The 14,878-nt window shown below is 55.0% G+C and carries 10 protein-coding genes; 8 read left to right on the top strand and 2 right to left on the bottom strand.

Going from position 1 to position 14,878, the window contains the following annotated elements:
- From thiB to thiQ, 3 genes are read left to right on the top strand one after another with little or no spacing between them, the layout of a single operon-like run.
- Positions 1 to 984 (top strand): thiamine ABC transporter substrate binding subunit, encoded by a 984-nt coding sequence (gene thiB / locus OGV71_RS04590; RefSeq protein ID WP_032937529.1) that lies wholly within the window; start codon positions 1 to 3, stop codon positions 982 to 984.
- Positions 960 to 2,570, top strand: coding sequence for a thiamine/thiamine pyrophosphate ABC transporter permease ThiP (gene thiP, locus OGV71_RS04585; RefSeq protein WP_003018826.1), 1,611 nt, complete (start codon positions 960 to 962; stop codon positions 2,568 to 2,570). The genes thiB and thiP overlap by 25 nt, the downstream gene beginning before the upstream one ends.
- Entirely contained in the window at positions 2,554 to 3,252 is a 699-nt protein-coding gene (gene thiQ, locus OGV71_RS04580) for a thiamine ABC transporter ATP-binding protein ThiQ (RefSeq protein ID WP_204584114.1), read from the top strand. Before thiP ends, thiQ begins: the two co-directional genes overlap by 17 nt.
- 47 nt (positions 3,253 to 3,299) lie before the next feature.
- Here the strand turns inward: thiQ and OGV71_RS04575 are convergent, their stop codons facing one another.
- The gene (locus OGV71_RS04575; RefSeq protein WP_003837398.1) at positions 3,300 to 4,067 is read right to left on the bottom strand and encodes a DedA family protein; all 768 of its coding nucleotides are present in this window, start codon (positions 4,065 to 4,067) and stop codon (positions 3,300 to 3,302) included.
- A 119-nt stretch (positions 4,068 to 4,186) separates the two neighbouring features.
- The gene (gene araC / locus OGV71_RS04570; RefSeq protein WP_003018834.1) at positions 4,187 to 5,032 is read right to left on the bottom strand and encodes an arabinose operon transcriptional regulator AraC; all 846 of its coding nucleotides are present in this window, start codon (positions 5,030 to 5,032) and stop codon (positions 4,187 to 4,189) included.
- Positions 5,033 to 5,371: 339 nt separating this feature from the next.
- On the opposite strand from araC, the gene araB reads away from it, so the two are divergent.
- The 5 genes from araB (at position 5,372) to rapA (ending at position 14,868) form a co-directional block, all read left to right on the top strand.
- Positions 5,372 to 7,081, top strand: coding sequence for a ribulokinase (gene araB / locus OGV71_RS04565; protein ID WP_061548368.1), 1,710 nt, complete (start codon positions 5,372 to 5,374; stop codon positions 7,079 to 7,081).
- Between the two features lie 10 nt (positions 7,082 to 7,091).
- Positions 7,092 to 8,594 carry an L-arabinose isomerase gene (araA, locus tag OGV71_RS04560; RefSeq protein ID WP_071696581.1) on the top strand — a complete coding sequence of 501 codons (1,503 nt, stop codon included), beginning with the start codon at positions 7,092 to 7,094 and terminating at the stop codon, positions 8,592 to 8,594.
- 97 nt (positions 8,595 to 8,691) lie between these two features.
- Entirely contained in the window at positions 8,692 to 9,387 is a 696-nt protein-coding gene (gene araD, locus OGV71_RS04555) for an L-ribulose-5-phosphate 4-epimerase (RefSeq protein ID WP_003018841.1), read from the top strand.
- A gap of 91 nt (positions 9,388 to 9,478) precedes the next feature.
- Positions 9,479 to 11,830, top strand: a complete 2,352-nt coding sequence (gene polB, locus OGV71_RS04550) for a DNA polymerase II (RefSeq protein WP_032948504.1) — start codon at positions 9,479 to 9,481, stop codon at positions 11,828 to 11,830.
- A 131-nt stretch (positions 11,831 to 11,961) separates the two neighbouring features.
- Positions 11,962 to 14,868, top strand: coding sequence for an RNA polymerase-associated protein RapA (gene rapA / locus OGV71_RS04545; protein ID WP_204584116.1), 2,907 nt, complete (start codon positions 11,962 to 11,964; stop codon positions 14,866 to 14,868).
- Positions 14,869 to 14,878: the final 10 nt, after the last annotated feature.

Raw genomic sequence — 14,878 nt, 5'->3', positions numbered from 1 at the left:
GTGTTTAAAAAATGTCTTCCGCTTTTACTGCTGTGCGCAGCGCCTGTCTTCGCCAAACCTGTACTGACCGTCTATACCTACGACTCGTTCGCAGCTGACTGGGGCCCGGGCCCAACAATCAAAAAAGCTTTTGAAGCTGACTGCAATTGCGAGCTGAAACTGGTCGCGCTGGAAGATGGCGTCTCGCTGCTTAACCGCCTGCGCATGGAAGGAAAAAACAGCAAAGCCGACGTCGTGCTGGGTCTGGATAACAACCTTCTGGAAGCCGCCACACAAACCAAACTGTTTGCCAAAAGTGGTGTAGCCAACGACACCGTTAACGTACCCGGCGGCTGGAAAAACGATACCTTCGTGCCGTTTGACTACGGTTATTTCGCCTTCGTTTATGATAAGAATAAGCTGAAGAATCCGCCCAAAAGCCTGAAAGAACTGGTAGAGAGCGACCAAAAATGGCGCGTCATTTATCAGGATCCGCGCACCAGCACGCCAGGTCTGGGTCTGCTGCTATGGATGCAGAAAGTCTATGGTGATAAAGCGCCAGAGGCGTGGCAGAAACTGGCAGCCAAAACCGTCACCGTCACCAAGGGCTGGAGCGAAGCCTACGGCCTGTTCCTGAAAGGTGAAAGCGATCTGGTGCTCAGCTACACCACCTCTCCGGCCTATCACATCATCGCCGAGAAAAAAGACAACTACGCCGCCGCTAATTTTAGCGAAGGCCACTATTTGCAGGTGGAAGTCGCCGCCCGTACCGCGGCCAGCAAGCAGCCGGAACTGGCCGAGAAATTCCTGAAGTTCATGGTGTCTCCTGCATTCCAGAATGCGATTCCGACCGGCAACTGGATGTATCCCGTGACGCAAGTCGCCCTGCCGTCAGGATTCGAGCAACTGAATAAACCGACCACCGCGCTGGAATTTACGCCGCAGCAGGTTGCGGCTCAACGTCAGGCATGGATTAGCGAATGGCAACGCGCCGTCAGCCGTTAATCCCCGGCTGGCTGGTTCCAGGGCTTACCGCCGCCACGCTGATGGTGGCCGTTGCCCTGGCCGCGTTTCTGGCACTGTGGTTTAACGCCCCGCAGGGAGAGTGGTTCTCGCTGTGGCAAGATGACTACCTGTGGCACGTGGTGCGCTTTTCTTTCTGGCAGGCTTTTCTATCCGCTGTGCTGTCGGTTGTCCCGGCAATTTTCCTTGCCAGAGCGCTCTATCGTCGCCGTTTTCCAGGACGTCTGGCGCTGCTGCGTCTGTGCGCAATGACGTTAATCCTGCCGGTGCTGGTCGCGGTATTCGGTATTCTTAGCGTCTACGGTCGCCAGGGATGGCTGGCCTCACTCTGGCATACATTCGGGCTGGAGTGGACGTTTTCGCCATACGGTTTACAGGGCATTCTGCTGGCGCATGTCTTTTTCAATCTGCCGATGGCCAGCCGCCTGCTGTTACAATCGCTGGAGAGTATTCCCGGCGAACAGAGGCAGTTAGCCGCTCAGTTGGGTATGCGTGGCTGGCATTTCTTCCGTTTTGTTGAATGGCCGTGGCTGCGTCGTCAGATCCTGCCCGTCGCAGCACTCATCTTTATGCTGTGCTTCGCCAGCTTCGCCACCGTTCTGTCGCTAGGCGGCGGGCCACAGGCCACGACCATCGAGCTGGCTATCTATCAGGCGCTGAATTTTGATTACGATCCTGCCCGCGCAGCCATGCTGGCGTTGATCCAGATGGTTTGTTGTTTGGCGCTGGTGCTCCTCAGTCAACGTCTGAGCCGCGCAATTGCTCCCGGTGCTACCCTGGTACAAGGCTGGCGCGATCCTGACGATCGCCTGCACAGCCGACTAACTGACGCAATCCTGATTATTCTGGCCCTGTTGCTGTTGCTGCCGCCGCTGCTGGCGGTGATTGTCGATGGCTTAAACCGCCATATTCTGGATGTACTGATGCAGCCAGTGCTATGGCAGGCGCTGGGAACCTCGCTGCGCATTGCATTAGCAGCAGGAGCGTTATGCGTCATACTCACCATGATGCTGTTATGGAGCAGTCGTGAACTTCGTGCACGACAGCAGGTGCTGGCAGGTCAGATGCTGGAACTGAGCGGCATGATGATCCTCGCCATGCCGGGTATCGTGCTGGCAACCGGCTTCTTTCTGCTACTCAATAACACTATTGGGCTTCCCGAATCTGCCGACGGCATTGTCATTTTTACCAATGCGCTGATGGCGATCCCTTATGCATTGAAGGTGCTGGAAAACCCAATGCGTGACGTCACTGCGCGCTATAGTATGTTGTGCCAGTCGTTGGGCATTGAGGGATGGTCGCGCCTGAAAGTGGTTGAACTGCGCGCCCTGAAGCGCCCGCTGGCACAGGCGATGGCGTTTGCCTGCGTGCTGTCGATTGGCGATTTTGGCGTAGTGGCGTTATTTGGTAATGAAGATTTCCGCACCCTGCCGTTTTATTTATATCAGCAGATTGGCTCTTATCGCAGTCAGGATGGCGCAGTTACGGCGTTATTACTGCTGATCCTGTGCTTTACGCTGTTTACCGTTATTGAGAAATTGCCGGGTCGAAATGTTAAAACTGATTGATATCACATGGCTTTATCACCATCTGCCCATGCGCTTTACGCTGTCGGTCGCGCACGGTGAGCAGATAGCGATACTCGGGCCCAGCGGCGCCGGGAAAAGTACGCTGCTGAATCTGATTGCCGGCTTTCTCACGCCTGCCAGCGGTAACATGGTGATTGACGGTGAAGATCACACCACGACACCACCCTCGCGCCGTCCTGTTTCTATGCTGTTTCAGGAAAACAACCTGTTCAGCCATCTGAGCGTACAGCAAAACATCGGCCTGGGCCTGAATCCTGGATTGAAGCTTAACGCATCGCAGCGGGAGAAAATACTCCACATCGCCCAGCAAATGGGGATCGACCCTCTGCTGGAACGCCTCCCCAGTGAGCTTTCCGGCGGGCAGCGGCAGCGCGTGGCGCTGGCGCGTTGTCTGGTGCGGGAACAACCTATTTTACTGCTTGATGAACCGTTCTCTGCACTTGATCCCGCGCTGCGCCAGGAGATGCTAACGCTGGTGGCCGAAGTCTGTCGCGAGAAGAAGCTGACGTTACTGATGGTTTCCCACAGCGTAGAAGATGCGGCGCGAATTGCGCCCCGCTCGATTGTGGTCGCCGACGGGCGCATCGCCTGGCAGGGCGATACGGACGATCTGTTAAGCGGCAACGCTAGCGCCTCGGCGCTATTGGGCATTAAAGCATAATGCGTTGCCGGATGACGGCGTGAACGCCTTATCCGGCAAAGGAATCGTCAGTAACCCACCACTTTGCGCAGAATATCGATATACACCGGCATCAGCGGATGGCGCAGTAACGCCACCAGAGCGACCACGCCGATCCCGAGCGTCAACGGCGCCAGATACAGCAAACGGCTGCGGGGGAAATACGCCGTTAAGCGATCGACAGCCGCTTTGCCACTGCGCCATAGCCGCCAGCAAAACCAGCCGCCCACCCAGAGCAACACCGCCGTCGCCAGCAGCAACCATTTGAAATCCCCGCTCTGCATATCAGAAGGAATATCAATTGCCGCTCCCGCCAGGATCCCCGGCAGGAAGTAGAACGGTGGCCACAGCACGCAGCCGATAATATTCGGGACGATAAATTTAGCGACAGGCAGATCCAGCATGCCTGCTACCATCGGCACCAGCGGACGCGTCGGTCCGACAAAACGCCCCACCAGAATAGTAAACATGCTGTGCTGATGCAGGGCGTGCTCGGTTTTATCCAGCAACGCCTTGTTCTTTTTCATGAACGACCAACGGTGCAATGGCTTTTTAAAGCGCCAGCCCAGCCAAAAAGAGATCCAGTCCCCCAATAAGCAACCTATAATGCCCGCAAGCCAGGCATGCCAGAAGTTCAGTTCGCCGCTGCCAATCAGCGCACCCAGCCCCGCCATCATCACGGTCCCGGGTAGAATCAGGCCAACCAGCGCCAGCGACTCCAAAAAAGCCACCAGAAGTACGGCGATCAGAGAGTACAGGGCGGACTGGAGAATAAAGTGTTCCAGCAATGCTTGCATAATGTGTCCGTCAAATTTACGAAGCAGGGATTTTGATAACCCCTCTCAACTTCGTCAAGCCATCAATTGTCTGAATAGATTGCGAGTTATGACAACTTTCAGGATACATCATTCACTTTTTATTCACATCCAGCACGAAACTCGCTCGGACTGGCGCCGGTACATTTTTTGAAAACACGAGAGAAATAGAGCTGGTCGTCAAAGCCAACATTGCGACCTACGGTGGCAATGGGCATACGTGTGGTACTCAGTAATAGCTTCGCCTGGCTGATGCGCTGGTCCTCGCGCCAGCTTAATACGCTGATACCTAACTGCTGACGGAACAGATGCGACAAACGGGAAGGCGACAGGCAGACGTGCTGCGCGACGCTGGCGATATCAAAATTGCTGTCCGCCAGGTGATCGCTGATGTACTGGCAGGCATCGCGGACGCGGTTGTCCATGGGCGGGTGTAGCGATTCATTGATGGCTTCCATACGTCGGAGCAATAATTGTTCCAGTAAATTAATCGCCAGCAGTTCGGAATAACGACCTTCTCCCTGCCCAGCGTTAATTATCTGCCCAAACAGCTCGTTAAAATGCGGCTGATGCGCTTCATCCGGGCGGAAAAAACCGGTCTGGGCAAAAATGGCTGGCCAGGTCAGCCACTCCTGCCAGTAGGCGCGCGGGCGAAAGTAAACCCACTGGTGATACCACTCGCTGGCGTCAGGGTGGCGTCCGTAGTGGTGAATTTCTCCAGGTGGAAACAACAGAATATCGCCAGGCCGGCAGACAAACTGCTTGCCCTGATTATTGATAACCCCTTCGCCACGGATGGTGAGATTGAGGATATAACCCTTCATACCCAGCGGCCTGTCGATAAAAAAATCCAGGTATCCGTTCGCCTCAATGGGGGTTAATCCGGCCACCAAATGCGCGTTAAACGAATAACCTGGCAACAGGGGATCGTTTTGCGTTTCAGCCATAATTTCAATACTCCCTATGTCCTGCCAAGAAACAATTTGTCCATATTACGCCAGACATCATCGCTGTCGCCCCTGCGGGCCGCTGTATTTGCGGTAATGGACCACCAATCCCGCTTGTGAAAAGCTCTTTGTAAAAAACATGTACTACGCCAACGTCAAAATCGGCTAACAAAAGTGTCTATAACTACGGCAGGAATGTCCACATTGATTATTTGCACAGCGTCACACTTTGTGATGCCACAGCATTTTAATCCATAAGATTAGCGGATCCTGCCTGACGGTTTTTATCGCTACTCACTACTGTTTATCCATACCCGTATTTTTGGATGGAGTAAGACGATGGCGATTGCAATTGGCCTCGATTTTGGTAGTGATTCAGTACGCGCTTTGGCGGTGGAATGTGCCACCGGCGAAGAGATCGCCACCAGCGTTGAGTGGTATCCACGTTGGCAAGAAGGGCAGTATTGCGATGGCCCAAACAACCAGTTTCGCCATCATCCGCGCGACTACATTGAATCCATGGAAGCGGCGCTGAAAACCGTATTGGCCGAACTGAGCGCTGAACAGCGCGCGGAAGTGGTCGGGATAGGCGTTGACAGTACCGGCTCAACCCCGGCCCCCATCGATGCAGACGGTAACGTACTGGCACTGCGTCCGGAGTTCGCGGAAAACCCGAATGCAATGTTTGTCCTGTGGAAAGATCACACCTCAGTAGAAGAAGCGGAAGAAATCACCCGCCTGTGCCACACGCCGGGCAAGATTGATTACTCCCGCTATATCGGCGGCATTTATTCCAGCGAATGGTTCTGGGCCAAAATCCTGCATGTAACCCGCCAGGACCATGCGGTAGCCGAAGCTGCGGTCTCGTGGATTGAGCTATGCGATTGGGTTCCGGCCCTGCTCTCCAATACCGTACGCCCACAGGATATTCGTCGCGGTCGCTGCAGCGCCGGACATAAATCACTGTGGCATGAAAGCTGGGGTGGTCTGCCGCCAGCCAGTTTCTTTGACGAACTCGACCCCATCCTCAACCGCCATCTGCAATACCCAATGTTTACCGATACCTTCACCGCGGATCTGCCGGTTGGCACCCTATGCGCCGAGTGGGCACAGCGCCTGGGGCTACCGGAAAGCGTGGTGATTGCAGGCGGTGCTTTTGACTGCCATATGGGCGCGGTTGGCGCAGGCGCACAGCCTAACACGCTGGTGAAAGTCATCGGCACGTCGACCTGCGACATTCTGATTGCCGACAAACACAGCGTTGGCGAACGCGCGGTGAAAGGCATTTGCGGCCAGGTTGATGGCAGCGTAGTGCCTGATTTTATTGGCCTCGAAGCTGGCCAGTCCGCATTCGGCGATATCTATGCCTGGTTTAGCCGCGTGCTGAGCTGGCCTCTGGAACAGCTTGCCGCACAGCATCCGGAACTGCAGCCCCAGATTAAAGCCAGTCAAAAACAGCTGCTGCCTGCACTCACTGAAGCCTGGGCGAAAAATCCATCACTGGAGCATCTCCCGGTGGTGCTCGACTGGTTCAACGGTCGCCGTACGCCCAATGCCAACCAGCGTTTGAAAGGGGTAATTACCGATCTGAACCTGGCAACTGACGCGCCAGCGCTGTTCGGTGGGCTGATTGCCGCCACGGCCTTTGGCGCACGCGCCATTATGGAATGCTTCACCGAACAAGGCATTGCGGTTAACAACGTAATGGCGCTTGGCGGTATCGCGCGCAAAAACCCGGTCATCATGCAGGCCTGCTGTGACGTGCTGAACCGCCCGCTACAGATTGTCGCTTCAGACCAGTGCTGCGCACTCGGTGCGGCTATCTTCGCTGCCGTTGCCGCGAAAGTACACGTCGATATCCCAGCCGCTCAGCAGCAAATGGCAAGCGCCGTGGAAAACACGCTGCAACCTCGCCCAGAGCAGGCTCAACGTTTTGAACAACTCTACCGCCGCTATCAGCACTGGGCGGTAAGCGCTGAACAACAATACCTTCCGACTGCCGCTCCGGCGCAACAAGCCCCGGTAGACCTGGCAACCCTGACACATTAAGGACACGACAATGACGATTTTTGATAACTATGAAGTGTGGTTTGTGATTGGTAGCCAGCATCTGTATGGCCCTGAAACCCTGCGTCAGGTAACCCAACATGCGGAGCACGTCGTTAACGCACTGAATACTGAAGCCAAACTGCCCTGTAAGCTGGTATTAAAACCGCTGGGCACTTCCCCTGACGAGATTACCGCTATCTGTCGTGACGCTAACTACGACGATCGCTGTGCAGGGATGGTGGTCTGGCTGCATACCTTCTCCCCGGCCAAAATGTGGATTAACGGCCTGACTATCCTCAACAAACCGCTGATGCAGTTCCACACCCAGTTCAACGCCGCCCTGCCGTGGGACAGCATTGATATGGACTTTATGAACCTGAACCAGACTGCGCACGGCGGTCGTGAGTTCGGCTTCATCGGCGCACGTATGCGTCAGCAGCATGCCGTGGTCACCGGCCACTGGCAGGATAAACAAGCGCATGAACGCATTGGCTCCTGGATGCGCCAGGCCGTGTCCAAACAGGATACCCGCCACCTGAAAGTCTGTCGCTTTGGCGACAACATGCGTGAAGTTGCGGTCACCGATGGCGATAAAGTCGCTGCGCAGATCAAGTTCGGCTTCTCGGTAAACACCTGGGCCGTGGGCGATCTGGTGCAGGTAGTGAACGCAATTAGCGACGGCGAAATCAACGCGCTAATCGATGAGTACGAAAGCACCTACACCATGACGGCGGCGACGCAAGTCCATGGTGAAAAACGTCAGAACGTCCTGGAAGCGGCCCGTATTGAACTGGGGATGAAGCGCTTCCTGGAACAGGGTGGATTCCACGCCTTCACCACCACATTTGAAGATTTACACGGCCTGAAACAGCTCCCGGGTCTGGCCGTACAGCGTCTGATGCAGCAAGGCTATGGCTTTGCTGGCGAAGGCGACTGGAAAACCGCCGCTCTGCTTCGCATCATGAAGGTGATGTCAACCGGTCTGCAGGGCGGCACCTCATTTATGGAGGATTACACCTACCACTTCGAGAAAGGCAACGATCTGGTACTCGGTTCGCACATGCTGGAAGTTTGCCCGTCCATCGCGATGGAAGAGAAACCGATCCTCGACGTACAGCACCTCGGTATTGGTGGTAAAGACGATCCCGCCCGTCTGATCTTCAACACCAAAACCGGCCCGGCCGTGGTTGCCAGCCTGATCGATCTTGGCGATCGTTTTCGCCTGCTGGTTAACTGCATCGACACGGTACAAACACCGCACTCCCTGCCGAAACTGCCTGTCGCTAACGCGCTGTGGAAAGCTCACCCGGATCTTCCAACTGCATCTGAAGCCTGGATCCTGGCCGGTGGCGCGCACCACACCGTGTTCAGCCACGCGCTGGATCTGAACGATATGCGCCAGTTCGCTGAAATGCACGATATCGAGATCGCGGTGATCGATAACGATACCCGCCTGCCGGCCTTTAAGGACGCGCTGCGCTGGAACGAAGTGTATTACGGGTTCAAACGTTAATTGTCGAAACGGATTGCCCGGTGGCATTTCATTTACCGGGCCTACAAATCACCGTAGGCCGGATAAGCGAAGCGCCATCCGGCATTCAGGAGTTAACATGCTAGAAGATCTTAAACGTCAGGTACTGGAAGCCAATCTGGCGTTGCCTAAGCACAATCTGGTCACCCTGACCTGGGGGAACGTCAGCGCCGTCGATCGCGAGCGCGGCGTGTTTGTGATTAAACCTTCCGGGGTCGATTACAGCGTAATGACCGCAGACGATATGGTGGTAGTCAGTATCGCCACGGGTGAAGTAGTCGAAGGCCAGAAGAAGCCCTCTTCCGATACCCCAACGCACCGACTGCTGTATCAGGCATTCCCGACCATTGGCGGCATTGTTCACACCCATTCGCGTCATGCAACCATCTGGGCGCAGGCGGGGCAGTCGATTCCGGCCACGGGTACCACCCATGCGGACTATTTCTACGGTTCGATTCCCTGCACACGGAAAATGACCGACGAAGAAATCAACGGCGAATATGAATGGGAAACCGGCAATGTGATCGTTGAAACCTTTGAGAAACAAGGTATTGACGCCGCGCAGATGCCTGGCGTGCTAGTGCACTCTCACGGTCCGTTTGCCTGGGGAAAAAATGCCGAAGATGCGGTGCATAACGCCATCGTGCTGGAAGAAGTCGCCTACATGGGGATCTTCTGTCGCCAGCTCGCGCCGCAATTGCCAGATATGCAACAAACCCTGTTAGATAAGCATTACCTGCGTAAACATGGTGCTAAAGCCTACTACGGGCAATAGTCCCTGCTGACACATAACAACTGTATAAAATCACAGCCAATCTATCAGAACCAGGCTATAATAATGCCTGGTTTTTTAATGGATACACAGCGTGGCGCAGGCAGGCTTTATTCTAACCCGACACTGGCGGGACACTCCGCAGGGAACTGAGGTCTCATTCTGGCTGGCTACAGACGATGGGCCGCTGCAGGTCACGCTTGCGCCACAGGAGTCAGTCGCGTTTATTCCCACCAGTCAGGTTCCTCGCGTCACCTCACTATTACGTACTGAAAACGGCTATCGCCTGACGCCTCTTCAGTTGCAAGACTTCCACCGCCAGCCCGTTTCCGGCCTGTATTGCCGCTCACATCGCCAGCTTATGCGGCTGGAAAAACTGCTGCGCGAAAACGCAGTCACCGTCTACGAAGCTGACGTACGGCCGCCGGAGCGGTATCTGATGGAGCGCTTTATCACCTCCCCTGTTTGGGTCGAAGGCGACAGACATGACGACATGCTGGTTAATGCCCGCCTGAAGCCGAACCCTGACTATCGACCACCGCTAAAATGGGTATCGCTGGATATCGAAACCACGCGCCACGGCGAACTCTACTGCATCGGTCTTGAGGGCTGTGGGCAGCGTATTGTCTATATGCTCGGCCCGGCAAACGGTGATGCCTCTGCGCTGGATTTTGAACTTGAGTACGTTGCAAGCCGCCCGCAGTTGTTGGAAAAGCTCAATGATTGGATTGCCCGTCACGATCCTGATGTGATAATCGGCTGGAACGTCGTGCAATTCGATTTACGCGTCCTGCAAAAGCACGCCGAACGTTACCGCATTCCCCTGCGTTTTGGTCGTGACAATAGCGAGCTGGAGTGGCGCGAGCATGGCTTCAAAAACGGCGTGTTCTTCGCGCAGGCTAAAGGTCGCCTGATTATCGACGGCATTGAGGCGCTCAAATCCGCATTCTGGAATTTCTCGTCATTTTCGCTGGAGACGGTGTCGCAGGAGCTACTGGGCGAAGGGAAGTCAATTGATAATCCCTGGGACAGGATGGACGAAATCGATCGCCGGTTTGCCCAAGATAAGCCCGCGCTCGCCACCTACAATCTCAAAGACTGTGAGTTGGTCACGCGTATTTTTCATAAAACCGAGATCATGCCATTTCTGCTGGAACGGTCAACGGTCAACGGTCTGCCGGTCGACCGGCACGGTGGTTCAGTTGCCGCCTTCGGACATCTCTACCTGCCACGAATGCACCGGGCGGGTTATGTGGCACCGAACCTGGGTGAAGTCCCCGCTCACGCCAGCCCCGGTGGCTACGTGATGGACTCGCGCCCCGGCTTATACGACTCGGTACTGGTGCTGGATTACAAAAGCCTGTACCCCTCAATAATACGTACTTTTTTAATCGATCCGGTGGGGCTTATCGAAGGAATGGCGCAGCCGGATCCGGAGCACAGCACCGAAGGGTTCCTTGACGCCTGGTTCTCACGTGAAAAGCACTGCCTGCCGGAAATCGTGACCCGGATCTGGCATGGTCGCGATGAAGCAAAACGCCGCGGCAATAAGCCGCTCTCGCAGGCGCTGAAAATCATCATGAACGCATTTTACGGCGTGCTGGGAACCACCGCCTGTCGCTTTTTCGACCCGAGACTGGCCTCGTCCATTACCATGCGCGGCCATGCGATCATGCGCCAGACCAAAGCGCTGATTGAAGCTCAGGGTTACGACGTTATCTATGGCGATACCGACTCGACCTTTGTCTGGCTGAAAAAGGCGCACTCAGAAGATGATGCCGCCCGGATTGGCCGTGAGCTGGTGAGCTACGTCAACGACTGGTGGGCGCAGTCGCTGAAACAACAAAACCTGACCAGTGCGCTGGAGCTGGAATTTGAAACCCATTTTTGTCGCTTTCTGATGCCGACCATTCGCGGTGCAGATACCGGCAGTAAAAAACGCTATGCAGGGATGATTCAGGACGGCGCTGAACAACGTATGGTGTTTAAGGGACTGGAAACGGTACGAACCGACTGGACGCCGCTAGCCCAACAGTTTCAGCAGGAGCTATACCTGCGAATTTTTCGTAACGAACCTTATCAGGAGTTTGTTCGCGAGACTATTGACCGTCTGATGACCGGTGAAATGGATGAACAACTGGTGTACCGCAAGCGCCTGCGCCGCCCGTTAAGCGAATACCAGCGAAATGTTCCACCACACGTGCGTGCCGCGCGACTCGCCGATGAGCAGAATGTAAAGCTGGGGCGTCCACCGCAGTATCAAAATCGCGGTACCATAAAATATGTCTGGACGGTCAATGGCCCAGAACCTGTTGATTATCAGCTATCTGCGCTCGATTACGAGCATTATCTGACACGCCAGATCCAACCCGTTGCCGAGGGAATTCTTCCCTTTATTGACGATAATTTTGCTACACTACTCACAGGGCAACTGGGGTTATTTTGACGCGTGACGAAACCGTCGCCATCCAGTACCATAGCGCCCTTTCCATTCCTGGACCCCAATACACTTGCTGCCACTTTACTCTGGCAGAGGGTGAGTATTGCCTGCAACTAAAGATATAGAGCCGAACATATATGCCTTTTACACTTGGTCAACGCTGGATCAGCGATACAGAAAGCGAATTGGGACTTGGTACCGTTGTCGCCATGGATGCGCGAACCGTCACATTACTTTTCTCATCGACGGGCGAAAACCGTCTGTATGCGCGCAGTGATTCCCCCGTGACCCGCGTGATGTTCAATCCTGGCGATACGATAACAAGCCATGAAGGCTGGCAACTGCATGTCGATGAAGTAAAAGAAGAAAACGGCCTGCTTGCCTATATCGGAACCCGCCTGGATACCGAAGAAACCGGTGTCATGCTGCGTGAAGTACTACTCGACAGCAAACTGGTATTCAGCAAACCACAAGATCGCCTGTTTGCCGGCCAGATTGACCGCATGGATCGCTTTGCTCTGCGCTATCGTGCCCGTAAATTTCAGAGCGAACAATACCGTATGCCGTGGAGTGGGTTGCGTGGTCAACGTACCAGCCTGATTCCTCACCAACTGAACATTGCCCATGATGTTGGCCGTCGTCATGCCCCTCGCGTTTTACTGGCAGACGAAGTGGGTTTAGGTAAAACCATTGAAGCCGGGATGATCCTGCATCAACAACTGCTGTCCGGCGCCGCAGAGCGCGTGCTGATCATCGTCCCGGAGACATTACAGCACCAGTGGCTGGTCGAAATGCTGCGTCGCTTCAACCTGCGTTTTGCACTGTTTGATGATGAGCGTTATGCAGAAGCGCAGCACGATGCCTACAACCCATTTGAAACCGAACAACTGATCATCTGCTCGCTGGACTTTGCCCGTCGCAGTAAACAGCGCCTGGAGCATCTGTGTGACGCCGAATGGGATCTGCTGATCGTCGATGAAGCGCATCACCTGGTGTGGAGCGAAGACGCGCCCAGCCGCGAATATATGGCCATTGAACAACTGGCAGAACGTGTGCCGGGCATCCTGCTGCTAACCGCTACACCGGAGCAGCTGGGCATGGAAAGTCACTTTGCTCGTCTGCGCCTGCTGGACCCCAGCCGTTTTCACGATTTCGCCCAGTTTGTTGAAGAGCAAAAAAATTATCGTCCGGTCGCCGACGCCGTCGCTATGTTACTGGCAGGCAACAAGCTGAGTAACAGTGAGCTGAACATGTTAGGCGACATGATTGGCGAGCAGGACATTGAGCCGCTATTGCAGGCGGCAAACAGCGACAGCGAAGATGCCCAGAGCGCGCGTCAGGAGCTGGTTTCGATGCTGATGGACCGCCATGGCACCAGCCGCGTGCTGTTCCGTAACACCCGTAATGGTGTGAAAGGCTTCCCAAAACGCGAGCTGCACACCATCAAGCTGCCGCTGCCGACCCAATACCAGACGGCGATTAAAGTCTCCGGCATTATGGGTGCGCGTAAAAGCGCGGAAGACCGGGCGCGCGATATGCTCTACCCGGAACAGATTTATCAGGAATTCGAAGGCGATACCGGCACCTGGTGGAACTTTGACCCGCGCGTGGAATGGCTAATGGGCTATCTGACCAGCCACCGCTCGCAAAAAGTATTAGTTATCTGTGCAAAAGCCACCACCGCGCTTCAGCTGGAGCAGGTTCTGCGAGAGCGCGAAGGTATCCGCGCAGCCGTGTTCCATGAAGGGATGTCGATCATTGAGCGTGACCGCGCCGCAGCCTGGTTTAGCGAAGAAGATAGCGGCGCCCAGGTCATGCTGTGTTCTGAAATCGGCTCCGAAGGGCGTAACTTCCAGTTCGCCAGCAATCTGGTGATGTTTGACCTGCCGTTCAACCCGGACCTGCTGGAACAGCGTATTGGCCGTCTGGATCGTATTGGTCAGGCACATGATATTCAGATCCACGTTCCGTACCTGGAAAAAACCGCACAATCCGTGCTGGTGCGCTGGTACCATGAAGGTCTGGATGCGTTTGAACATACCTGCCCGACCGGCCGTACCATCTACGACACGGTCTATAACAATCTGATCGGCTACCTGGCTGAACCAGAAAATACCGATGGCTTTGACGATCTGATCAAAACCTGTCGCGAACAACATGACGCGCTGAAAGCTCAGCTGGAGCAAGGTCGCGATCGTCTGCTGGAGATCCACTCTAACGGCGGTGAAAAAGCGCTGGCACTGGCTGAGAGTATTGAAGAACAGGACGATGATACCAGCCTGATCGCCTTCGCCATGAATCTGTTTGATATCGTTGGTATTAATCAGGATGACCGTGGTGACAATTTGATCGTGCTGACGCCGTCCGATCATATGCTGGTGCCAGATTTCCCTGGATTGCCGGAAGATGGCTGCACCATTACGTTTGAGCGTGATGTCGCTCTGTCGCGTGAAGACGCTCAGTTTATTACCTGGGAGCATCCGTTAATCCGTAATGGTCTGGATCTTATCCTCTCTGGCGACACCGGCAGCAGCACCATTTCATTGTTGAAAAACAAAGCATTGCCGGTCGGAACGCTGTTGGTTGAGCTGGTGTATGTGGTTGAAGCGCAAGCGCCGAAACAGCTGCAGCTGAACCGCTTCCTGCCGCCAACGCCGGTACGTATGCTGCTGGATAAAAACGGCAATAACCTCGCTGCACAGGTTGAGTTCGAAACCTTTAACCGTCAGCTCAGCGCCGTTAACCGCCACACCGGCAGTAAACTGGTCAACGCCGTGCAGCAGGACGTTCATGCTATTCTGCAACTCGGTGAAGCGCAGGTGGAAAAATCAGCCCGCGCGCTGATCGACGCAGCACGTAAAGAAGCGGACGAAAAACTGACTGCGGAACTCTCCCGTCTGGAAGCGCTGCGTGCCGTTAACCCGAACATCCGTGATGACGAACTTAGCGCAATTGAAAGTAACCGTCAGCAGGTGATGGAAAGCCTGGCTCAGGCGGGCTGGCGTCTGGATGCCCTGCGCCTGATCGTCGTGACGCATCAGTAACGGAGCCATA

The organism is Citrobacter sp. Cf088, assembly GCF_030334295.1.
Taxonomy (GTDB): domain Bacteria; phylum Pseudomonadota; class Gammaproteobacteria; order Enterobacterales; family Enterobacteriaceae; genus Citrobacter; species Citrobacter freundii.
The sequence above is the reverse complement of the archived record's forward strand: the minus strand, read 5'-3'. Positions and strand labels throughout refer to the sequence as shown.

Excerpts from the sequence above, each read along its gene's own strand:
- thiP (WP_003018826.1), top strand. The coding sequence starts at position 960 with ATGGCAACGCGCCGTCAGCCGTTAATCCCCGGCTGGCTGGTTCCAGGG.
- thiQ (WP_204584114.1), top strand. The coding sequence starts at position 2,554 with ATGTTAAAACTGATTGATATCACATGGCTTTATCACCATCTGCCCATG.
- OGV71_RS04575 (WP_003837398.1), bottom strand. The coding sequence starts at position 4,067 with ATGCAAGCATTGCTGGAACACTTTATTCTCCAGTCCGCCCTGTACTCT.
- araC (WP_003018834.1), bottom strand. The coding sequence starts at position 5,032 with ATGGCTGAAACGCAAAACGATCCCCTGTTGCCAGGTTATTCGTTTAAC.
- araB (WP_061548368.1), top strand. The coding sequence starts at position 5,372 with ATGGCGATTGCAATTGGCCTCGATTTTGGTAGTGATTCAGTACGCGCT.
- araA (WP_071696581.1), top strand. The coding sequence starts at position 7,092 with ATGACGATTTTTGATAACTATGAAGTGTGGTTTGTGATTGGTAGCCAG.
- araD (WP_003018841.1), top strand. The coding sequence starts at position 8,692 with ATGCTAGAAGATCTTAAACGTCAGGTACTGGAAGCCAATCTGGCGTTG.
- rapA (WP_204584116.1), top strand. The coding sequence starts at position 11,962 with ATGCCTTTTACACTTGGTCAACGCTGGATCAGCGATACAGAAAGCGAA.